General features: G+C 59.7%; 19 protein-coding genes. 14 read left to right on the top strand and 5 right to left on the bottom strand.

The genetic code is table 11. From position 1 onward, the window contains the following. The first annotated feature begins 70 nt into the window (after positions 1–70). From AC07XZ_RS07125 to AC07XZ_RS07060, 14 genes are all read left to right on the top strand, one after another. Positions 71–1,465, top strand: a complete 1,395-nt coding sequence (locus tag AC07XZ_RS07125; protein ID WP_102686377.1) for an ethanolamine ammonia-lyase subunit EutB — start codon at positions 71–73, stop codon at positions 1,463–1,465. Continuing rightward, positions 1,462–2,295, top strand: coding sequence for an ethanolamine ammonia-lyase subunit EutC (gene eutC / locus AC07XZ_RS07120; protein WP_371921023.1), 834 nt, complete (start codon positions 1,462–1,464; stop codon positions 2,293–2,295). Before AC07XZ_RS07125 ends, eutC begins: the two co-directional genes overlap by 4 nt. Before the next feature lie 118 nt (positions 2,296–2,413). Beyond that, on the top strand, positions 2,414–2,875 hold the full coding sequence (locus AC07XZ_RS07115; protein ID WP_074691599.1) for a GNAT family N-acetyltransferase: 462 nt from the start codon (positions 2,414–2,416) through the stop codon (positions 2,873–2,875). A 227-nt stretch (positions 2,876–3,102) separates the two neighbouring features. Then, complete coding sequence (locus tag AC07XZ_RS07110) at positions 3,103–3,753, top strand: DedA family protein (RefSeq protein ID WP_011336118.1); 651 nt, start codon at positions 3,103–3,105, stop codon at positions 3,751–3,753. A gap of 4 nt (positions 3,754–3,757) precedes the next feature. Beyond that, a complete protein-coding gene (locus AC07XZ_RS07105; protein ID WP_085747635.1) occupies positions 3,758–4,570 on the top strand; it encodes a M90 family metallopeptidase in 813 nt (270 codons plus the stop codon). A 114-nt stretch (positions 4,571–4,684) separates the two neighbouring features. After that, entirely contained in the window at positions 4,685–5,212 is a 528-nt protein-coding gene (gene ppa / locus AC07XZ_RS07100) for an inorganic diphosphatase (protein ID WP_007933577.1), read from the top strand. Positions 5,213–5,433: 221 nt separating this feature from the next. Continuing rightward, positions 5,434–6,174 (top strand): S24 family peptidase, encoded by a 741-nt coding sequence (locus AC07XZ_RS07095; RefSeq protein ID WP_085747634.1) that lies wholly within the window; start codon positions 5,434–5,436, stop codon positions 6,172–6,174. Between the two features lie 453 nt (positions 6,175–6,627). Continuing rightward, complete coding sequence (locus tag AC07XZ_RS07090) at positions 6,628–7,059, top strand: hypothetical protein (protein ID WP_080770657.1); 432 nt, start codon at positions 6,628–6,630, stop codon at positions 7,057–7,059. A gap of 130 nt (positions 7,060–7,189) precedes the next feature. After that, positions 7,190–8,110 carry a restriction endonuclease gene (locus AC07XZ_RS07085; RefSeq protein WP_085747633.1) on the top strand — a complete coding sequence of 307 codons (921 nt, stop codon included), beginning with the start codon at positions 7,190–7,192 and terminating at the stop codon, positions 8,108–8,110. Positions 8,111–8,295: 185 nt separating this feature from the next. Next, the gene (locus tag AC07XZ_RS07080; protein WP_085747632.1) at positions 8,296–8,877 is read left to right on the top strand and encodes a DarT ssDNA thymidine ADP-ribosyltransferase family protein; all 582 of its coding nucleotides are present in this window, start codon (positions 8,296–8,298) and stop codon (positions 8,875–8,877) included. Then, positions 8,874–9,518 (top strand): type II toxin-antitoxin system toxin DNA ADP-ribosyl transferase DarT, encoded by a 645-nt coding sequence (gene darT / locus AC07XZ_RS07075; protein ID WP_074691609.1) that lies wholly within the window; start codon positions 8,874–8,876, stop codon positions 9,516–9,518. Before AC07XZ_RS07080 ends, darT begins: the two co-directional genes overlap by 4 nt. Next, positions 9,515–10,600: a type II toxin-antitoxin system antitoxin DNA ADP-ribosyl glycohydrolase DarG gene (darG, locus tag AC07XZ_RS07070; RefSeq protein ID WP_085747631.1), complete on the top strand. Its 1,086-nt coding sequence runs from the start codon at positions 9,515–9,517 to the stop codon at positions 10,598–10,600. Before darT ends, darG begins: the two co-directional genes overlap by 4 nt. A gap of 187 nt (positions 10,601–10,787) precedes the next feature. Then, entirely contained in the window at positions 10,788–11,348 is a 561-nt protein-coding gene (locus tag AC07XZ_RS07065; RefSeq protein ID WP_102686379.1) for a hypothetical protein, read from the top strand. Between the two features lie 15 nt (positions 11,349–11,363). Next, positions 11,364–11,798, top strand: coding sequence for a hypothetical protein (locus AC07XZ_RS07060; protein WP_039772002.1), 435 nt, complete (start codon positions 11,364–11,366; stop codon positions 11,796–11,798). 23 nt (positions 11,799–11,821) lie between these two features. On the opposite strand, the gene AC07XZ_RS07055 is transcribed toward AC07XZ_RS07060, so the two are convergent. From AC07XZ_RS07055 to AC07XZ_RS07035, 5 genes are read right to left on the bottom strand one after another with little or no spacing between them, the layout of a single operon-like run. After that, a complete protein-coding gene (locus AC07XZ_RS07055; RefSeq protein ID WP_102686380.1) occupies positions 11,822–12,634 on the bottom strand; it encodes a YfaP family protein in 813 nt (270 codons plus the stop codon). Between the two features lie 3 nt (positions 12,635–12,637). Beyond that, positions 12,638–14,257, bottom strand: coding sequence for a DUF2300 domain-containing protein (locus AC07XZ_RS07050; RefSeq protein ID WP_102686381.1), 1,620 nt, complete (start codon positions 14,255–14,257; stop codon positions 12,638–12,640). 1 nt (position 14,258) lies between these two features. Next, positions 14,259–18,824 carry an alpha-2-macroglobulin family protein gene (locus AC07XZ_RS07045; RefSeq protein ID WP_102686382.1) on the bottom strand — a complete coding sequence of 1,522 codons (4,566 nt, stop codon included), beginning with the start codon at positions 18,822–18,824 and terminating at the stop codon, positions 14,259–14,261. After that, entirely contained in the window at positions 18,821–19,486 is a 666-nt protein-coding gene (locus AC07XZ_RS07040; protein WP_173892709.1) for a DUF1175 domain-containing protein, read from the bottom strand. Before AC07XZ_RS07040 ends, AC07XZ_RS07045 begins: the two co-directional genes overlap by 4 nt. Continuing rightward, positions 19,456–21,168: a DUF2138 domain-containing protein gene (locus AC07XZ_RS07035; RefSeq protein WP_102686384.1), complete on the bottom strand. Its 1,713-nt coding sequence runs from the start codon at positions 21,166–21,168 to the stop codon at positions 19,456–19,458. Before AC07XZ_RS07035 ends, AC07XZ_RS07040 begins: the two co-directional genes overlap by 31 nt. Positions 21,169–21,195: the final 27 nt, after the last annotated feature.

Raw genomic sequence — 21,195 nt, 5'->3', positions numbered from 1 at the left:
AGCTGCACCGGCATCGGGCCTCGGGCTCGGTGCCCGCACTAAAAGCATTCATTCAGGAGGAACGCGCCCCATGGCTGCATTTGCCCATACCGTCGGCGCCCAGACCTATCGCTTCGACAGCCTCAAGGAAGTGATGGCCAAGGCCAGCCCTGCACGTTCCGGGGACTTCCTGGCGGGCGTCGCCGCGCTCAACGATGGCGAACGGGTGGCCGCGCAAATGGCGCTGGCCGACATCCCGCTCACGCATTTTTTGCAGGAAGCGCTGATCCCCTACGAATCCGATGAAGTCACCCGACTGATCATCGACAGCCATGACAAACAGGCCTTCGCAGTCGTCAGCCATCTCACGGTTGGCGGCTTTCGCGACTGGCTTCTGAGCGAAGCGGCCGATGAGCAGAGCCTGCGCGCCCTCGCCCCCGGCCTGACACCGGAAATGGTCGCTGCCGTGTCGAAGATCATGCGCGTGCAGGATCTGGTGCTGGTGGCGCAGAAGATCCGCGTCGTCACCCAATTTCGCGGCACCCTCGGCCTGCGTGGGCGGTTATCCACAAGGCTGCAACCCAATCACCCGACCGACGAACCTTCCGGCATCGCGGCGAGCATTCTCGACGGTCTGCTGTACGGCAACGGCGACGCCATGATCGGCATCAACCCGGCCACCGACAGCATCGCCTCGATCTGCGCAATGCTGGAAATGCTCGACGCGATCATCCAGCGCTACGACATTCCGACCCAGGCCTGCGTGCTGACCCACGTCACCACCTCTATAGAAGCGGTCAACCGTGGTGTGCCGCTGGATCTGGTGTTCCAGTCGATTGCCGGCACCGAAGCGGCCAACGCCAGTTTCGGCATCAACCTGAACATCTTGCAGGAAGGTTATGAAGCGGGTCTGAGCCTCAATCGCGGCACGCTCGGGCAGAACCTGATGTATTTCGAAACCGGCCAGGGCAGCGCCCTGTCGGCCAATGCCCACCACGGCGTCGATCAACAGACCTGCGAGACAAGGGCCTACGCCGTGGCGCGCCATTTCAAGCCGTTTCTGGTGAACACCGTCGTAGGATTCATCGGCCCGGAATACCTGTACAACGGCAAACAGATCATCCGCGCGGGCCTCGAAGACCACTTCTGCGGCAAGCTGCTCGGCGTGCCGATGGGCTGCGACATCTGCTACACCAACCACGCCGAAGCCGACCAGGATGACATGGACACCCTGCTGACCCTGCTCGGCGTGGCCGGGATCAACTTCATCATGGGCATCCCCGGCTCCGACGACATCATGCTCAACTACCAGACCACCTCGTTCCACGACGCGCTCTATGCGCGCCAGACACTTGGCCTGAAACCGGCGCCGGAATTCGAACAGTGGCTGGCGAACATGGGCATCTTCACCCAGGCGGACGGCAAGGTCCGCTTTGGCAACAACCTGCCGCCGGCCTTCCGCCAGGCCTTGGCGCAACTGGGATGAGTCAGATGGAAAAACCGCCCGTCGATCCGCAAAACCCGTGGCTGGAGCTGCGTCGTCTGACCCCGGCGCGCATTGCCCTCGGCCGCACCGGCACCAGCCTGCCGACCCGTGCACAGCTGGATTTCCAGTTCGCCCACGCCCAGGCTCGGGACGCGGTGCATTTGCCGTTCGATCACGCCGGGCTCAGCGCCCAACTGACCGAGCGCCAGCGCGACAGCCTGCTGCTGCACAGCGCGGCGGTGGATCGCAACAGCTACCTGCAACGCCCGGACCTGGGGCGCAAATTGAGCGATCAATCGGCCCAGACCCTGCGCGAATACGCCCAGGCGCATCCGGGCGGTGTGGATCTGGTGATTGTGGTGGCGGATGGTCTGTCGGCGCTGGCGGTGCATCGGCATACCCTGCCGTTTCTCACCCGCCTGGAGGAACAGATGAGCGCCGACGAATGGTCGACCGCGCCGGTGGTACTGGTGGAACAGGGCCGGGTGGCGATTGGCGATGAAATTGGCCAGTTGCTGGGCGCGAAAATGGTCGTGATGCTGATTGGAGAGCGTCCGGGCCTCAGTTCGCCGGACAGCCTGGGTTTATATTTCACCTACAATCCAAAGGTCGGCCTCACGGATGCTTACCGCAACTGCATCTCCAATGTGCGGCTGGAAGGGCTCAGTTACGGCATGGCGGCGCATCGCTTGCTGTACCTGATGCGCGAAGCCTGTCGGCGACAGCTGTCGGGCGTCAATCTGAAGGACGAAGCGCAGGTTCGGACGCTGGAATCGGAAGCCGGTGCAGACATGAAGAGTAATTTCCTACTCGATCCGCCCCCAGCCTGAACCGTTTCCGCATTGCCTTTCTGCGCCGGTTTGAGGCAGGATCGACGCACGGCCGCCCAAGGTTTCCCGTTGCCGTCAGCCCCACGTGAAGACAGCCACTTGAAGGACGAGACCTACCATGCGGATTATCCAAGCGACCCTCGAACACCTGGATTTGCTGACCCCGTTGTTCGTTAAGTACCGCGAGTTCTACGGCTCCCTGCCCTACCCGGACTCGTCCCGGGCCTTTCTCGAAAAGCGCCTGCGACGCAAGGAATCGGTGATCTACCTGGCCCTGGCCGATGACGACGACAAGAAGCTCATGGGCTTCTGCCAGCTCTACCCGAGTTTTTCCTCCCTGTCGCTCAAGCGCGTGTGGATCCTCAACGACATCTACGTCGCCGAAGACGCCCGCCGCCAGCTGGTAGCCGACAACCTGATCCGCACCGCGAAGAAAATGGCCAAGGAAACCCAGGCCGTGCGCATGCGCGTCTCCACCAGCGCCGACAATGAAGTGGCGCAGAAAACCTACGAATCCATCGGGTTCAAGGAAGACACCGAGTTCAAGAACTACGTGCTGCCGATCAGCGAAGAACTCTGATCGCGGGGTGCCCTGCGGGGAGGGAGCAGACTCCCTCCCCAAAATGAATGCCAACCCGACATTTATTCACACCGACATCCCCCGCTACAAAACCAACGCGCTTTTCACCCCTCTGCCCGTATAATCCCGATCTTTCCGGCTTGTAAGAAAAACTACACCCGCTTGTAGGCTTACACGAAGTCATCCGCACAGGTCTGCCGAGTCAGGCCATCACCACAGGTGCCTCCATGGATTTCAACCCGCTCGACCTTATCCTGCATCTCGATGTTTACCTCGACCTGCTGGTGAATAATTACGGGCCTTGGATCTACGCCATCCTGTTTCTGGTGATCTTCTGCGAGACCGGTCTGGTGGTGATGCCATTCCTGCCGGGTGATTCCCTGCTGTTCATCGCCGGCGCAGTGGCTGCGGGCGGCGGTATGGATCCGGTATTGCTGGCGGGCTTGCTGATGCTCGCGGCGATCCTCGGCGACAGCACCAACTACGTGATCGGACGAACGGCCGGTGAAAAACTGTTCAGCAATCCGAATTCGAAGATCTTCCGCCGCGACTATCTGCAACAGACCCACGACTTTTACGACAAACACGGTGGCAAGACTGTAACCCTGGCGCGCTTCCTGCCGATCATCCGTACCTTTGCCCCGTTCGTCGCCGGTGTCGCGAAGATGCCTTACCCGCGGTTCTTCGGTTTCAGCGTGTTCGGTACGGTCCTGTGGGTCGGCGGTCTGGTGACGCTGGGCTACTTCTTCGGCAACGTGCCGTTCATCAAGAAGAACCTGTCGCTGCTGGTGGTCGGCATCATTCTGCTGTCGCTGATTCCGATGATCATCGGCGTGGTTCGCAGCCGTTTCGGCGGCACCAAAGCCCAATCGCACTAAGCCGATGTGGTCGCTGAGCGCCTGGCGACGCCGGCGCATTCTGGCGAAGTACCCGATTGCCGACGATATGTGGCAGCGGGTGCGCCATCACCTGAGTTTTCTCGATGGCATCACTGCCGCTGAAGACCAGTGGCTGCGCGAAACCAGCGTGCTGTTCCTCGAAGACAAACACCTGACCGCCCTGCCCGGTGTCGAATTGCATCAGGAACAACGCCTGCTGCTCGCCGCCCAGGCGCAACTGCCACTTTTGCATCTCGGCGATCTGAACTGGTATCAGGGTTTTCATGAAATCGTCCTCTACCCCGACGACTTCCTCAGCCCCCAGCGCCATCGCGATGCCAGCGGCGTCGAGCATGAGTGGGACGGCGAACACAGCGGCGAAGCGTGGCAACAAGGGCCGATCATCCTCGCCTGGCCCGGCGTGATGGCCAGTGGTGGCTGGGAAGGCTACAACCTGGTGATCCACGAACTGGCGCACAAGCTGGACATGCTCAACGGTGACGCCAACGGCCTGCCACCGCTGCATGCCGACATGCGGGTCAGCGACTGGGCCGAGGTGATGCAGGCGGCGTACGACGACCTCAATCGCCAGCTCGACCGCCATCCCGACGCCGAAACCGCCATCGACCCGTATGCCGCCGAGAACCCGGCCGAGTTCTTCGCCGTCACCAGCGAGTACTTCTTCAGCGCTCCGGATCTGCTGCACGAAGCTTATCCACAGGTGTATGCGCAGCTGCGGCTTTTCTACCGCCAGGATCCGTTGGCGCGCCTGAAGCAACTTCAGGCCAGCGACCCGGTCTATCAGGCTCACGAGTAAAGGTCTGCACGACTTCCGGTACATGGCGTCCACGGCAGAATATGCCTATAATCGCCGCCACTTTTTGGTCAATCCGGCCAAGTGTTTTTGGTCAACTAACGGGGGCAACGCCCAATGAGCTACAGCAAGATTCCGGCTGGCAAAGACCTGCCGAACGACATCTACGTCGCGATCGAGATCCCGGCCAACCACGCGCCGATCAAATACGAAATCGACAAAGACAGCGATTGCCTGTTCGTTGACCGTTTCATGGCCACCCCGATGTTCTACCCGGCCAACTACGGTTACATCCCGAACACCCTGGCTGACGACGGTGATCCCCTGGACGTGCTGGTCGTAACCCCTTACCCGGTTGCTCCAGGTTCGGTGATCCGCGCGCGTCCAGTCGGCATCCTGAACATGACCGACGACGGCGGCGGCGATGCCAAAGTCATCGCAGTCCCACACGACAAGCTGTCCCAGCTGTACGTGGACGTGAAGGAATACACCGACCTGCCAGCCCTGCTGATCCAGCAGATCGAGCACTTCTTCGCGAACTACAAAGATCTCGAAAAAGGCAAATGGGTGAAAATCGAAGGCTGGGACGGCGCTGACGCTGCCCGCGCCGCGATCACCAAGTCGGTTGCTGCCTACAAAGGCTAAGTCTCGCGACCTGCGACACGCTTGAAGAAAACCCCGGTTGATCCGGGGTTTTTTGTGCCTGCCAGATAAGTGCTTAAACAGCCTGTTTATAGCGACCTACAGAAAAGTTTTGGTGTGTGTAATTTCCCACAAGGACGTCTTACATCCCGTCGCAAAATTTGCCCTGATTTTGAACGCAAGGTTTATTCAAACCGCTCTAGGCCGGTCGTAGACTCGTGTTTATGAGAAAGAACACTAGCGGTCCAAGATTCAAGGCACTCCTGGAAGCTGCGAACATCACCACCACGGGATTCGCAAAGTTCTGGGGCACGGAAGCCCAAAACGTTCATAACTGGTACACCCGGGGCGTACCCGCGTACCGCATGGAAGAAGTTGCGCGCCTGTTGTCCGTCAACAGCCAATGGCTGAAGACCGGCGAAGGCCCGAAAGACGCCCCGCACCTGCATACGGACTCGGGCGACATCCTCGATGCGCATGCCATTCGCGGCGTCTACACGGTGCTCGAAACCAACGACATCGAATTGCCGCTCTACAAAGAAACCCCGGTCGCCCCCGGCTCCGACAAAACCCATGTCATCAAAGACCCGGAACAAACCATCCGCCTGCCCCGCAGCCACCTAGAAACACTGGAGATCCGCCACACCGACGCCATCTGCACCCACATGATCGGCAACAGCATGGCCGAGAAAATCGAAGACGGCTCCACCCTCGCCATCGACCGCGGCCTCACCCAGGTGGTGGACGGCGAAATCTACGCCATCGAACACGACGGCATGCTGCGCATCAAATACCTGCACCGCATGCCCGGCAACGCATTGCGCCTGCGCAGCCACAACAGCGCCGAATACCCGGACGAGATCTTCCGCGCGGCGCAGATCGAGGAGCAGAGGATTCATGTATTGGGGTGGGTGTTCTGGTGGTCGACGCTGGGCAAGCGGCGGCCGGTGGTGCCGTTTCTCTGAGCCAGCTTCTGTCGTGAGGGGCAACCGGCCCGGATAGTCGGTACAAATACGGGATTTTTCATGGATAGAACGCTCTATCCCGCACTTCGCACTGGGAATCCCCAACAAAACTCAGTATCCTGCGCCCCACATTCGCGCATCGGCCCGCCAAGCGGCCCGGATGACGCCTGACGCGGCAGACCACTGTCTGACCAAGTCCCACAGCCGGACGCAAGATCCGGATGTACGTTTTGAAGGCTGGCGCGGTTTACCAAAAATAAACCAAGCCAGTCCCCGAGAAGCCGGCCACAAGCCGGCTTTTTAATGCCTGCTGAAAAACCGGCCGGGGGTCGGTTTACGGGCAGAGCGCTGTGTAATGGTGCTTGCACAACTCATCGCATAACAGAGCCCCGCCTGCTGGAAGCGACGGCAACTTAGATTGCTCAAGTCACCCCACAAGGACGTTCAACATTGATGCCCAAAACCATCACTTCAAACATGAAATCAGTTGGCCTGACAGCCGCCTCGTGCCTTTGTCTTTCAGGATGTGTTGGAGCAATCGTATCGCTCCCGGAAAAAACAACCGTCAAGACAGACGCTTACAAAGCGCAAAGCTATCGATCAATCACACCGCAAATCAGCAGAACGGTCACGTCGACGCCTACACGGGAATGGTGCGGGATCACCGTTTGGGCACTGATCATTCCGGTGCCATTGAAACTACCGGTGTGCACATCGTATTTCGAGCAGTCCTTCGGCAACGACGAGTTCGGAAACGAAGCCGTTCTGCTCGACTCGCAGCAAAAAGTCCCATCCCCTTTCTACGCTTGCGGCCCATTCATGATGTTGGGACCGATCGTTCATGGTTACCAAGGCAATGCGCTTTGCGGTGTTTTTGCGGATTGATGGTGAAACTGACATAGCGACTTACGCTTTCACCTGCAGACGCTTTAGTCGCGAAGCCCTCCATATCCACCGTTGATTTACAATCGCCATCCGATCGGCACGAAAACACTTTCAGCACAGGGATGCGCCCATGTCCGTTCCAACCTACGATCAGTTCATTGAGCCGATCCTTCGCTTTCTCGCCACAAAACCCGAGGGTGCAATCGCTCGGGACGCTCATGAATCAGCAGCAAAAATGCTGCAACTGAGTGAAGCTCAGCGCGAAGAACTGATCGCCAGTGGTCAGGCTACCTACAAGAACCGATCAGGCTGGGCACACGATCGACTCAAGCGCGCAGGTCTTTCCAGCAGTGCCAAACGCGGTTATTGGAAGTTGACCGACGCAGGCGTGCAGTACGCCAAGGAGCATGCATTTCCACTGTCGACCACGGATGTGGAGCACTTAGCAATCGGCTACATGAATGTGAAGCTGAAAGTCGCGCCTGACGCCGAGCCACTGGATGACCAACCAAATGTGGAGCCCGATCTAGCCTCCGCCACCGAGAGCCCCGACGACCGACTGGAGCGAGCGCTTAAGGAATTACGCGATGCCACGGCGGCCGACCTTTTGGACAACTTGCTGCAAGTAAGCCCTAACCGTTTTGAAGTAATCGTGCTGGATGTTCTTCATCGCTTGGGTTACGGCGCCAGTCGCAACGACTTGCAACGTGTCGGAGGTTCCGGTGATGCCGGCATCGACGGCATTATCTCGCTCGATAAATTGGGGTTGGAGAAGGTTTACGTACAGGCCAAGCGTTGGCAGAACACGGTTGGCCGACCTGAGTTACAGGCGTTCTATGGCGCGCTCGCAGGACAAAAGGCCAAGCGCGGTGTGTTCATTACCACCTCTGGTTTTACGGCGCACGCCGTCGACTTCGCCAAATCGGTGGACGGTATTGTGCTGGTAGACGGGACGCGACTGGTGCATCTGATGATGGATCATGAGGTGGGCGTGACATCGCGTTTGTTGCGGTTGCCGACGCTGGATCGCGATTATTTTGATGAAGAGTGAGTTCGGGCGTGTTGCTGCTTGACCCTGCTAACCAATTTCCTTAGTGGGCTTGTGGCCAAAAGTGATGGCACACTAGAATCGCAGCGATTGTTCTACCAACCCCTACGGATCGAGGGTTACATCAGCACGGGGCGAGGCCGGAACTGAATCCAGTTTAGGTTGATGTGCAGGTCAAGGAGACCACTATGTCGGACGTTAAAAGCATCAAGGATCAGAAGCTTCTCTACCATCTCACTTCAGTTGAAAACCTGGATGGAATTTTCAAGGATGGTTTGAAACCTCGCGCTGGCCTCTCGGGTTTCAAAGACGTCGCAGATGCTGAAATCCTGAAAAAGCGGCAGGCTCTGCAGCTCGACAATTACGTGCCCTTCCACTGGTTTGCGAAGAATCCATTTGACGGAAGCGTCCAGCGCAACAGGCCAGAGGCCCAATTTGTACTGATCTCGGTCTACAGATCAACGGCCAGGCAATACGGCTGGAAAATCATTCCACGCCACCCGTTAGCAGGCGACTCAATACAGCTACTTGATTACGAACAGGGTTTCGAAGCCATCGAGTGGGATGTCATGAGCAGTCGCGATTACCTGGACCCTCATTGCAAAAGCATCTGCATGGCCGAGTGTCTCGCACCGGGGGTTGTTAAACCTGAGGCCTTCTTCAAAATCTTTACCCCCAGCGAAGAAGTCGATGCACTTTGCGTAGCTAAATTGCAGGCAGCGGATGTTAATGTGCAGACCAGCGTGAATCAGAGAATGTTTTATCAATGAACTACACCAGCCTGAATCCAGAGAAAGCTCTGATTTGGCGTATCGTCCATCGCGATAACCTGCCCTGGATTCTGGACAACGGCCTGCATTGCGCAAACTCGGAAGTACAGGCACCTCATTACGTGAACATCGGCAACGTCGACTTGATCGACAAGCGCCGTTCCCGTCAGGTGCCTATCGCACCCGAAGGCGTCCTGGCCGACTACGTGCCCTTCTATTTCACGCCCTTCTCGGTGATGATGCAGAACATCCACTCCGGGTGGAGCGTGCAGCAACGCAGCAATGACGAGATCGTCATTCTGGTCTCAAGCCTCCATCGCGTTGAAGAGCTCGGCCTACCGTTTGTCTTTACAAACGCACATGCCTATCCGAGTTGGACAGACTATTACAGCGATCTGGCGAATCTCGACCAGATCGATTGGACTATCCTTCAACGGCGCGACTTCAAGCGCGATCCTGATGACCCTCGTAAAATTGAGCGTTATCAAGCGGAAGCGCTGATCCACCATCACTTACCGATTACGGGACTACTGGGCATCATGTGCCACACCGATGCAATGAAAGAACGCATAGAACAAGACGTCGCCGCTCGAGGCCTGACGTTGTCTGTCCATGCGCGTCCCAAATGGTATTTCCAATGATCAGATTTACCCAAGGCAACCTGCTGGAAGCCAAGACCGAAGCCCTCGTCAACACGGTGAACACCGTGGGCGTGATGGGAAAAGGCATCGCGCTGATGTTCAAAGAACGCTTTGCGCAGAACTATCGTCTGTACGCAGCGGCGTGCAAGGCCAAGGAAGTTGAAACCGGCAAGATGCACGTGACCGCCACCAACGAACTTGAAGGACCTCGCTGGATCGTCAATTTCCCGACCAAACGTCACTGGCGTTCACCTTCGCAAATGGCCTGGATAACAGAAGGTCTGCACGACCTGCGTCGGTTTCTAATTGAGAATGACGTGAAATCAGTCGCTATCCCGCCACTGGGTGCTGGTAACGGTGGATTGAAGTGGCCTGAAGTCCGCGAACAGATCGTTGAGGTTTTGGGGGATCTGGATGTCGACGTGCTGGTGTTCGAGCCGACCAATCAATATCTGAATGTCGCCAAGCGCAACGGTGTAGAGACGCTCACGCCGGCCCGTGCCCTTATCGCTGAACTGGTTCGACGCTATTGGGTGTTGGGCATGGAATGCAGTCTGCTCGAGATTCAAAAACTGGCTTGGTTTCTTGAGCGGGCAATTGAAAAACTTCCAAGTACAGAGAACCCGCTAAACCTGAAATTTATCGCTCATAAATTCGGGCCATACGCCAATCGACTGGAGCATCTGCTCAACAATCTGGATGGTAGCTATCTACATTGCGACAAGCGTATCAGTGATGCGGAAATCACCGATGTGATTTGGTTTGATCAAGATCGCAAGGCTTTTTTGCAGACCTACCTAAAGACTGAAGCCAGGGAATATTCCCAAGCTTTAGAGCGCACAGCTGAATTAATCGATGGCTTTGAATCCCCCTTCGGAATGGAATTACTCGCGACCGTCGATTGGTTGCTGATTAAGGAAGGGGTTGTTCCGACCGTTTCTGCGGTACGTGAAGCACTGAGAAACTGGGACGGCGGGGGTGGAGCTGCGGTGCGCAAAAATAAACTATTCGATGATCAAGCTCTTGAAATCGCGATTAATCGCCTGATCTCCAGCAGTTTCAGCCCGAAAATAGCGGCCTGACGCAGACAATAAATGCGAGTTTGCCTGTCCGCTTGGCACGTGCAATGAGTAGACGGCTCAGGCGATTATTGAACCATCGCAATAAGCCATTAGCACATCTGCCCTAATTGCCCCTCACCCAACCTCGCCACTAAATTTCCATTCTGTTTTTGTGCATTGCAAAAGCACCAAGGAATGGAGCAACACCATGTCGTCGTTTTTCAAACTCAATCAATCCCTTGTTCTAGCAACCGCACTTCTGACCGCCACTATTTGCGCGCAGGCAGAAGAACCGAACCCCGTCGGTGACTGGTGGATCATTTACGGCAACGGCATTCCCAACAAGAACATCATGTATGTAGCCGACAGCACTTCAGTGGTGCCGTCGAACCATACCAAGGGTGCGAAGTTGGTGGCCGTGACGCTGGTGTATGAAGAACCCGGCAAACCGATGATCGATGCCTACAACCTCGAAGTGCAGTGCTCGACGAACAAGGTCCGCTTTCTTAATGGGCAATCCATAGATCGCATTGCCTACATGATGCGGCACCTGAAAGTTAACGACCAATGGCAGCAGCCGAAGGAGTTCTGGGTACAGCGCGCCGCCGAGTTTGTTTGCTCCCCCGCTAAAAAGGACATGATCGCGCTGGGCAAGATGGAGCCCTTGCAGATGATTCAGGGCATGCAACAGATGTTCTTCAAGCTGGCACCGATTCAGGAGAAGGGGCAGATGATGGACAACCTGGATTCGATCCTCGGTAACAAGTAAGCGGCGGAACGCATGATGAATCAATGGACTAAAACGTTACTGGCGGTGCTGCTGACACCCACACTATTGCTGCTGCATGGCTGCCACCTGATTGCTCAGTCTCGATGGGAAGGACGCGATGTCCAGGAAGCACTCGACCTGTTCGGCAAACCCGACTCGATGAAAAAACAGACCGGTGCCAACGGTGAGAATCTGGCGGTTCTCACCTGGTTCAAATCCTCCAGCTGGACCACTACAGAAGCGGCCGGGACTTCAATGAACCATACCGGCAACGGCATGGTTTACACCGAGTACTACGAGACAGTCGGTCACAGTTCGGATTGCAAACTGGAGGCCACCGTCAATAAGGCCAAGAAGATCGTGCTGTTCAGGATTGAAGACGGGAAGATCATTCACGGGAAGTGCATCAACGTTCCGTTCGTGCCCGGCTACATTCCACCCGGCTTCTAATGCAACCCTGAGCAGGCTCCTGCTCAGGGATAACTAAACGACTTCACCAACGTCAACTCCCCCACCGCCCGCATCGGCACGATGAAAGTCTCCATCTTCTCGCTAGGCGTCCCCTCCTCCGTAATCACCGTCACCTGCGCGGTAGTCAACGGCTGCACCGCCTCTTCTCCACCCTCATCATCCCCGCGATACCCACCGCCAAAATAATTCACATACACCAGATACTGACCCTTGATCGGCGCCGGCATGGCGAAGATTTCCGGGCCGTAACCGGTGGTCACGTCGACATCCAGAGCAGCGCCATTGGGCGCGACGCGATCGCCGTACCAGATGTGCGCGCCGTCGGGTGTGATCAGGTGCAGGTCGAGGTCGGTGCCGTCACTGTCCCACGCCAGCAACACCCGCAGTTTCGCCGGAGTAGCGCCGCCGCTGGTGTTGAGAAATTGCGTGCGGTGCCGTTGCTGGCCGTCGGGGCTACGGACTTCGACGCTGTTGCTGCCGTTGGGGAAGGAGAACGGGCGGTCGAAGCGGCCGCTGTCGTCGATTTTCAGCGGCATGCTGACGCCGTTGACGATCAGGCGGCCGGGCTCTTTGTTTTTCGGGGTGGCTTTGATTTCGCCACTGATGCGCGCGGTGTTGGCCTGGCCGAGCGGAGTATTCACCGAGGAGGCCGGATAGTTGACGGTCTGGCGGAAGTTTTCGCCTTCGCCCTCGGGTGCGCCGCTGCGCCAGCCGCCGACCGGGGTGTCGAGTTTGACGCTGTCGGCGGCCATCGCCATTGGCAATGCATTAAGCGCGCAGAGCAACAGCAAGACCTGTGGATAACGGAGTGTCATGGTCTATTCCAGCAAAAGGTGACGGGCGAGCCCTTCGATATAGGTTTCATCCTGGCCGTTGGGATGTGCTTCAAAGGCCAGGTGCAGGTATTCGTGAGTCAGGTCGAGGCGGTCCTGCAAGGACAGCACGCCGCGCACATAGATGCGCTGGCGTTCGCGGTCGACGAAGGGGCGGCCGAAGGCGAGTTTGCAGACGGCGAACGTGCTGACTTCGTTGTAGCCGGTTTCGCTTTCCAGCCTGGGACGCCAGCCGCGCCGCTGTTTTTGCAGCCAGTCCTGCGCGGCGGGCAGTGCTTCGCAGGACGCCACCGGGTTGTCCCAGCGGCTAAGGCTCGCTCGTGGATAGGCGTGCAGCAGGATCGCGTCGTAACGCTGCCCGGCATTGGCTTGCTCGACGGCTTGTTGCCAGGCCAGTTTGTCGGGGCCAGGTTGATCGGAGTGATAGGTGACGGTGCTGCCGGCCAATACCAGATCCGACGTCCATGCGGCGATGTTGCGGGATTCGGCGGAAGCCGGGCGCGGGGCGACGCGTTGGCGGGTGCTGCTGTCGTCGATGCTCAGGCATTCGCCGTTGCGCGTGGCGTTTTGCAGCAGATACGTGCGGATCGCCACGGCCAACGCTTTGGCGGCTTCGGCCGGCTCGGGTTTGGCTTCACGCTCCAGCACACGGGCGACGTACTCTTCGCGATCCAGCCGAGCCACAAGCTTGTCGTTGAGCAGAAACAGCTCGCCATCGCTGTGGATATCCAGCGTATTGCCATTAACGAATTCGACGCGGTAATCGCCCTGCAACGGGCCGGAGCTCACCACTCGATCACCGACCAGAACCCGCGAAACCGGATAACGCGAGAACAGTCCGACCTCAACGCATCGCCCCGCTTCCGCTGGCCATGATGCGGGCAACACCGTCGCCAACGCCGAACCGTAATGCCGCAGAACCATCTGACTGGAGCCCCGGCCACCGGCCCAGATCGGCGAGCCATCCGCCGTCCACCCAGCGAATCCACCCTGACGTGATTGCGGGTCCTGATCGCCGAGCCAGCTCCAGGTTTTCACCCGCAAGCGCCCGCCGAGTTCACCGACGACATTGCCGTCCGCCGCATTCAGCACCACGTCGAGCAGCACACGGCGCATCTGATCCTGAGCCGGCAGCAGAGACAAAACCTTCAGCAGGTCAGCCACGGACACCCGAGTAGCCGGTTGCACCGATGGCAAATCCAGCAACCACGACGGCGCCTGTCGCGCCTGCCAATAGGTTCTCCAATCGCCAGCGGTTATGCCCAACCGCGCCGGCTCGAAATACAGCCCGCAGGATTTTACCAGCGCCTGATCACGCTCGATCTTCCCGCCCGCCGTGCAGCAATAGACTTCTTCCTTCGACTGCCCGCGACATTCATAAGCCGGTTCCTGCGCGCCGGTATCCACCAGCCACGCGTAGACGAACATCTTCCACAAACTGCCCAGCGGCGTATCAAGCGACGAAGGCAATGGCTCGCGGGCGGTCAGTTGCGTGGTGTTCAGCGACAGCAATTCGCCCTTGTAGGCTACGCGCAACGGTTCATCCTGCGCCGTCGCCAGCGCAGGAATCACACACATCAGCAGCCAGACCAGCGGCCGGGTCATGTCAGTTGACCGTGACCTGACCGAGGGCCGCTTTCGCTTCGCGGGCCTGATGCTGCGGCGCGTAGACCTGAGTGAAACGCACCGGCGGCAGGTTGAACTGGCCCTTCTGCGAGAACCGAACCAGATGGCGCAGACGCAATTCACCGCTCAGTGCATCCACCGGAACCGCGTAGGCCAGTTGGCCCGGTTCGAACCGCGCCTTCTCCAGCGCGGTCGGCTCGGTGCCGTCCTTGCCCTGCAACTTGATGCCCCACGTGGTGCGCTCGACATCGGCGCCCGGCGGCAACGGCACTTCGAGCATGCCGTAGCGCAACGGTTTTGGTGCCTTGCTGGTGAGGATCACCTCGTCCAGATACAGACTGTCGCTGGACAACGGCTTGGTGCCGACCGGCTCCAGTTTGAAAGTGAAGGCTTCGTCACCCGGCACCAGACGCGACAGGCGACGAGTGATGGTCACCGCCATCGGATCGACCGCCGGTTGTTGGGTCTGGAAGCTCAGCGCGGCACGCAACGGACGCTCCTGAGTGCCCGACACCGACAACACGCTCGGCACCGGCGCAGCACCCTGCCACGTCCAATACATCTCGCCGGTCGCGCCGTAGTTTTTCTTCCAGCCTTCGCCCGGGGCCAGCGCGATGGTCGGCGATGCCTGGGCGATGCTGCGTTGCAGCCAGGTCAGCGCCAGCGCACGTTCGAGGGTCGATTGCTGCGGCAACAGGCGTTGCAACAACGCCGTGGCACGAGCCTGATCGAACGGTTGCAGCGACAGGTTCAGCGCTTCGGCAAACGGCTGCGAACTGACGGACAAGCGCTGTTGCGCAGCGCCCAACTGACGATTGAACGCATCCGGCAGAGCAACTTTCGACTGGGTGGCCAGCGATGCGGTCAAGACCCGCGCCGCCGCCAGACCGAGCGCCGAATCCGGATCGCCCATCACCAGACTGTCTTCGCCGTCGTCCATCAGGTTTTCGGCATTGCCTTCCCCGGCCTTCGCCAGATCGTCCATCAAACCGCTGAGCAGCGTGTTGACCGGCAGATGCATCTGCTTGGCGAACGACAGGATCAGTGCCCGTTGCAGCAACGGCGTGTTCGGCGCCTGCTTGGCGTAGACCTCCAGCACCCGCTGCCAGTGCTCCGGCGGCAAGGTCAGATCCAGCACCTGACTGGCGTTCCAGTCGGCGTAATAGGCGTAAGCGGTGAGGAACGCATCCGGCTCACCATCAAAGCCCCACCAGGTGAAACTCGCCGACGGCCCGGCCATTTGCACCAGGCGCAGACGGCTGTTCTGCATGATCAGACGCAAGCGGTCGCGGATCTGCGGGCTCGACGCCAGCGACGGATAGGCGATGCTCAGCGGCAGCAAGCGGCTGGCGGTCTGTTCGACGCCGCCGTACGGATAGCTGAGCAGATCGTCGAGGGCCGAACGGAACAGCGCTTGCGGGCTGTCATCCAGACGCAGGCGAATGTCGGTGGCGTCTGCCGGCAGGCTCAGCGGTGTGTCACCGCTGGCCACATCGAGGCTCTGGGTCTGCGTCACTTGCCAGCCTTCGCCGGTGGCGGTCAGGCGTACCGCGAGGGCGTCGGCGGTCTTGCCGTCCTGCACCAGTTCGGCGGTCCATTCGCCGGAGGCCAATGCGAAGGCCGGTAGCGGCAGGTAGTTGATGCCGTTGTTGAGGGTCACCGGCAGGCGCTGTTCGGCGCCGGCGTAATGCGTCACCAGCTCAGCCTTGACCGGTTTTTCGGCCTGACTGAAGGCGAACACGCCGAGTTGCGGCTGATCGCCCTTGCGGAATTTGCTCGGGCCGCTCCACTTCAGGTACAGCGGTTTTTCCGAGCGGACAAACTGCTTCTTCTGCCCGACCTGACCGTCATCGGCAATCGCTCGCGCGGTGATGCGCCAGCGGGTCAGCGAGTCCGGCATCTTGAAGGTGAAACGGGTTTTGCCATCAGCGTCGGTCAGCAATTCCGGTTGCCATGCAGCGGTGTCGACATCTTCGCGACGCGGCCGCTCCAGCACTTTCACCCCACGCTCGCTGCGGTTGGCTTTGCCCGGTGCGCCCGGGCTGCCCGGCAACGCCACGTCGTAGCTGATGAACGACAGGCTGGCGCTGGTGCGCACGTTGTTGCGGCGCGGGTGGTAGAAGAACTGGTCGATGGTCGGCGCGACTTCCGGTTGCAGCGCGTAGACCATTTCATCCACGACGCTGACCGTCAGATGCGCCGGCACTGCCTTGCCAGCGAACTGCGTGGTCAGGTCGACCGTCACGGTATCGCCCGGCTGATAGGTCTCTTTGTCGGTTTTGATTGCCACGTCGATCTGCGGCGCAACAACCTTGATCCCGGCGTTCTGGAAGCTGTACTGACCGCCCTTGGTGTAGAGCACGGAGAACGTCAGGTTCGGCGCGAAGTTGTCCTTCACCGGGATGCGTGCGCGGTATTGGGTGTTGCTGAGTTTTTCCAGTTTCAGCCAGTCGCCGCCCTTGGTCAGCAGCGCGGTGGCTTCGACCTTGTCACGCTCCAGCGACAGCAGCGCATCGCTGACCGGTTCCGGGAAAGTGATCAGCGCCAGCGCTTCGTCGCCTGCCTTGTACTCGGGTTTGTCGAAGACGATTTCCACGGTGCCCGGCACAGCCTTGACGCCGTCACCAGTGACGGAATGACCAGTCGCACCGAGCACTCGGCCGTGCTGATCTTTCAGCGACAGGTTGTAGGTGCCCGGGCGATCGAACGCCACGCTGAAGCCTTTGTCTTTCGCCGCCAGTTTGCCTTCGCCGGTGGTCTGGTCTTCCAGGCGAACCCAGCTGTAGCTGCTCGGCACAACGGCCTGGGCCTGTTGGCTGCCGCCCTCGTTGGCGTAGCTGAACGCGACCTTGTCACCCACCGCGCTGAAGCGCTGCGGCGCAGTCAGGCGGAAGCTGGCGGCACCGCGGTCGATGAGGATTTCCTTGGTGGTTTTGACCCGATACGCTGCGCCATCGCTGGCAAACACGGTGAGCATGTAGCGGCTCGGTTTGTCGGCGGCAGGCAGGTCTAGGGTCGCGTTGCCCTTGCTGTCGGTGGTCAGTTCGGTGCTGGTCAGCTCCACCGGGAATTGACCGAGGTATTGCAGCTCGTTGTCGACCATCGACAGTTGCTGGGCGCGCAGGCTCAGGGTCAGTTTGGCGTTCGCCACCGGTTTGCCGTCCGGGTAAAGCAGCACCAGGCTGCCCTTCACCGGTTCGCCGGTGCGGTAATCCTGCTTGGCCAGATTCAGCGAGATTTCGAAGTGCGGCTTGATGTACTCCGCCACCCGGAACGCGCTGCTGTAGGCCTGATCCTTGTAGTTGAAACGCAGCTCGTAACCACCGGCCACCGCATTGTCCGGCAACTGGAAACGGCCCTGGGTGCCAGCCTTGGAATCGAGTTTGAGATCGAGCCGCTGCAACTCGGTGCCGGTAGCATCGAGCACGCTGACATTGACGTCCGCCGCGCCCGGCAATACCGAATCCCGCGCGTTCCTGAATTCACGGCCGACGATTTTCAGCGACACCCAATCACCCGGACGATACAGCGGCCGGTCGGTGAAGGCGTAGAGTTTGGTGTCGTAGATTTCGCTGTCGTAATAGAAGTTTTCCGAGACGAATACGCCACCCTCTTCGTCCTCGCCAATCACGAACGAACGCTCCGGGCTGACGTGTTTCAGGCGGAGCAGACCATCGGTGTCGGTGGCGCCGCTGCTCATCACGCCGAGGCCGTCTGTCCACAGCACATTGACCTTCGGCACCGAGCTGCCTTCGTGTTTGCGTGCGGCCCACACCAGCAATTCATCACCGGCAATCTTGCTCACCGCCACGGTGTTGGAAACGAACACCATGGTGGTCGCGCGGTACTTGCCGATCAGCGCTTCGACCAGATACAGGCCAGGTTTCAGATTGCCCAACGGGATGTAGACGTTACCCGGCGCGACGCTGACGAACTCGCTGGAAGACCCGGCCAGATTGACGCCGGTCGGCGGCTGGATCGGCTTCGCTTGCCACAGCGGATAACGGAACTGGCTGACCACCGGCAGGCCCGGAATCAGGGCGAACTGCGGTTGCGCGTCGTACGGCGTCGGCGCGGCGATGGCATTGCCCATCTTCAGCTCCGGCACCTCCTCGGTGACTTGCTGGCGCGACTCGTAAGAGAACGCACGCTGCATCACCCGACGGGATTTGCGGTACCAGTTATCCCACAGGTACGCGAGGGTGTTCGACAGGCCTTCGCCCTTGAACTGGCCGTCACTGACCACGCGGTGCAGGTTCTTCTGGCGCTTGAGGAAGTCCAGCGGCTTGTCGATCTTGTACACCCGGATATCGGCGCCGCCGTACGGTTCCATGCGGAAACGGCGATAGTCGCGACCCGGTGCTTCGAGGCGCACCACCGCCTGTTCGTCGGCGGCGAAACTGCTGTCGGCCAGCAGGAAAAAGCTCTCACCGGACACCGGCGTATAGCCGCTTGGCTCCACGGTGTCTTCGGCATTCACGGCCGAAAACGGTAGGGTCAACAGCAACAGAAAAGGCAGTAAACGCAGCATGCGGGCACCGGTCATTGGGAGAGAAAATTCAGTCGATAGACGCCGATGAAGTTGGGGTTGGCTGCGTCGGGTATCCATCGGGTGTCCTTCCATGTCATGAGTTGCTGCAGGCTTGCCGAACGCATGCCGTTGTCGGTTGGGGTGGTCGTGCCGGTGTGATAGGCGATGTAGCGGCCCATCCAGATCATCAGGTGCTGGTCGTCGCCCTGATCGAAAAACATCAGATCGCCGGGCCGTGCCTGGGACACGTCGCGGCCGATCAGATGGCTGTTGAACTGAATCAGTTTGATCGCGTTGACGTAGGGCCCGACCTTGCCGCCGCCCTGCTGCCATTGCTGGGCGAACTTGCGCTGATCGGCGCTCAGGTCCAGCTCCGGCGGCAGGTAGCGGTTGGACACGCCATTGCTGCGCAGCCATTTATCGTCGTGGACTTTCAGCGCTTCGTTGGCGGCGAAACGCACCAGCCCCGCGCAGTCCTGCTGATACCAGCGCGGGCTCGGGCCTTTGCTCAACTGCTCCTGAGCGATGCGCACGAACCAGGCGCGAAACACCTGGGATTGCTGCGGATCAAGGGCTGGAGTCTCAACGGCTCGGGCACCGGCGCTGAGCAACAGCGCCAGAAGGCCAAGGCTGCGAATGAGTCCGGTCACAGCGCTTTCCACTCCAGCGGCAGCCATTGCCAGTGACCGTCAGGCTCGCTGCCTTCCGGCAACGTCAGGGCGTATTTGCCCATGCCGCCGAGGGTGCGCAGTTTCGGGATCAGGTAGGTTTGCGCGGCGTTGTAGAACACCGGCTCCATGTCCTGCGGCAGGCTGTCGAGGGTTTCCTGCTGGATCAGTTGCGCCATCGAATCCGGGCCGAAGTAGATCGGCATCAGCACGTCTTTGGGCAGCACGTCGGCCATCGGCGGGAAGCGCTTGTCGAGGGTGCCGAGGGCCTTGTCGACCAGTTTGTCGTCGAGGGAAAACAGCAGCGTCGAACCGTGGCGCGCCAGGCTGACTTTCATGAAGGCACGGCCGGTGATCGCGTCCGGGTTCTCGGCATCCTTGGCCGCGTAAGGGCCGAAGTTGGAACTGACCTGACGCTGCCAGAGGTGGCTCTGGCCTTCCTGTTTTTCCACCACCGGGAACGCGTGCTCGTCGACCTTGCCTTCGTAAGCGCCGACCATCGAATCGAACAGCGTGCCGATATCAGCGTCGAGTTTGCCGTTGTCTTCGTCGTTCAGACTGGCCACCAGCAACGGCGTGTACAGCCGCGAATCGGCGTACCAGCACAGGCCCGCCGCGCCGGCCACGTGTTCGGTGAGTTTCTGCGCCACGGCTTCTTCGGCGCCGAGTTTCACCAGCAGCGGCTTCTGCGGCTCGGCCGCCACCGGCAAGGCCACGCAGGCGCTGGCGCCCAGCGGCATGGCTTGCCAGACCGGTTTGAAATCGAAGTCCGGCTGGTTCTCCAGCTCATCCATGGCCAGATAGCTGTGCCAGCCCTTGTCGTCCATGTCGAAACGCAGGCCGGCGAAGTTCGGGATGAAACGCTGGTAACCCATGGCCAAGACGCTGGAATTGACCGACAGGCGCTGTTTGGTTTCAGGTGTCTTGGCCGTGAGCCCGAATGCTTCGGGGAACAGTTTTTCGCCGTTGAGCAGCGCCGCCAGCGCTTGCGGCGAGACGTGGCCGGACTCTTCGGAAGCGCCACTTTCCGGGTCGTAGAATTTGGTCGGGTTGGACAGCACCACCAGTTTGTCGCCACGGGAGGCGAACAACAGGGATTTGCCGGCGTTGTAGGTCAGCTGATAGAGCGGTACTTCATCGCCGCCGACTTTCAGGGTGCTGAGCACGCTCAGTTGCGAATCATCCAGGGCGACTTTCGCCAGCGGCTCCAGCACCTTGGCCAGCCCGCCGCGATCCATCACCAGCAGGAAATCCTTCAGCCGGCCATCGGCGCCGCGCCACAACGCCACGTCTGCCGGTTGATCGAAGAGCTGCTCGATCAGGCTGTCCTGCAGCTTCAGGTCATGCTCGTAGATGATCCGCCGCAGACTGCCGATCAACCCGAGACGGTCGGCGTGGGTTTCGTAATAGAAGACGAAATCCTCGGTGAGCGTGGCCTTGAGGAACGGCACCGTCAGCAAGTCCTTGGGCAACTGGCTCAGGGAGCGGGTTTCCAGCAGTGCGTCCGGGCGGCTCAAGCCAAGCTTGTCGCTGGCCAGTTCCGCCGGCGGCGCCTTCGGTTTGTGCATCAGCCAGCCGAGCCCGCCCGCCACGCCGGCCACCAGGCACAGCCCGACCGCCAGCAGCGGCCAGCGCCGGGAAGGTTTGGCGGCGGGCGCATCGGTAGCCGGGGTCGCAGTGTTATCGCTCATCTTCTCGCTCATGTTCCCAAAGCTCGG

This window comes from Pseudomonas sp. GW458-11-26-14-LB4 (assembly GCF_059423925.1).
Note: the sequence above shows the minus strand (reverse complement) of the source record. Positions and strands in the feature narration are given on the sequence as shown.

Coding starts and splice junctions, on each gene's coding strand:
- AC07XZ_RS07125 (WP_102686377.1), top strand. CDS start 71: ATGGCTGCATTTGCCCATACCGTCGGCGCCCAGACCTATCGCTTCGAC.
- eutC (WP_371921023.1), top strand. CDS start 1,462: ATGAGTCAGATGGAAAAACCGCCCGTCGATCCGCAAAACCCGTGGCTG.
- AC07XZ_RS07115 (WP_074691599.1), top strand. CDS start 2,414: ATGCGGATTATCCAAGCGACCCTCGAACACCTGGATTTGCTGACCCCG.
- AC07XZ_RS07110 (WP_011336118.1), top strand. CDS start 3,103: ATGGATTTCAACCCGCTCGACCTTATCCTGCATCTCGATGTTTACCTC.
- AC07XZ_RS07105 (WP_085747635.1), top strand. CDS start 3,758: ATGTGGTCGCTGAGCGCCTGGCGACGCCGGCGCATTCTGGCGAAGTAC.
- ppa (WP_007933577.1), top strand. CDS start 4,685: ATGAGCTACAGCAAGATTCCGGCTGGCAAAGACCTGCCGAACGACATC.
- AC07XZ_RS07095 (WP_085747634.1), top strand. CDS start 5,434: ATGAGAAAGAACACTAGCGGTCCAAGATTCAAGGCACTCCTGGAAGCT.
- AC07XZ_RS07090 (WP_080770657.1), top strand. CDS start 6,628: ATGCCCAAAACCATCACTTCAAACATGAAATCAGTTGGCCTGACAGCC.
- AC07XZ_RS07085 (WP_085747633.1), top strand. CDS start 7,190: ATGTCCGTTCCAACCTACGATCAGTTCATTGAGCCGATCCTTCGCTTT.
- AC07XZ_RS07080 (WP_085747632.1), top strand. CDS start 8,296: ATGTCGGACGTTAAAAGCATCAAGGATCAGAAGCTTCTCTACCATCTC.
- darT (WP_074691609.1), top strand. CDS start 8,874: ATGAACTACACCAGCCTGAATCCAGAGAAAGCTCTGATTTGGCGTATC.
- darG (WP_085747631.1), top strand. CDS start 9,515: ATGATCAGATTTACCCAAGGCAACCTGCTGGAAGCCAAGACCGAAGCC.
- AC07XZ_RS07065 (WP_102686379.1), top strand. CDS start 10,788: ATGTCGTCGTTTTTCAAACTCAATCAATCCCTTGTTCTAGCAACCGCA.
- AC07XZ_RS07060 (WP_039772002.1), top strand. CDS start 11,364: ATGAATCAATGGACTAAAACGTTACTGGCGGTGCTGCTGACACCCACA.
- AC07XZ_RS07055 (WP_102686380.1), bottom strand. CDS start 12,634: ATGACACTCCGTTATCCACAGGTCTTGCTGTTGCTCTGCGCGCTTAAT.
- AC07XZ_RS07050 (WP_102686381.1), bottom strand. CDS start 14,257: ATGACCCGGCCGCTGGTCTGGCTGCTGATGTGTGTGATTCCTGCGCTG.
- AC07XZ_RS07045 (WP_102686382.1), bottom strand. CDS start 18,824: ATGACCGGTGCCCGCATGCTGCGTTTACTGCCTTTTCTGTTGCTGTTG.
- AC07XZ_RS07040 (WP_173892709.1), bottom strand. CDS start 19,486: ATGGCTGCCGCTGGAGTGGAAAGCGCTGTGACCGGACTCATTCGCAGC.
- AC07XZ_RS07035 (WP_102686384.1), bottom strand. CDS start 21,168: ATGAGCGATAACACTGCGACCCCGGCTACCGATGCGCCCGCCGCCAAA.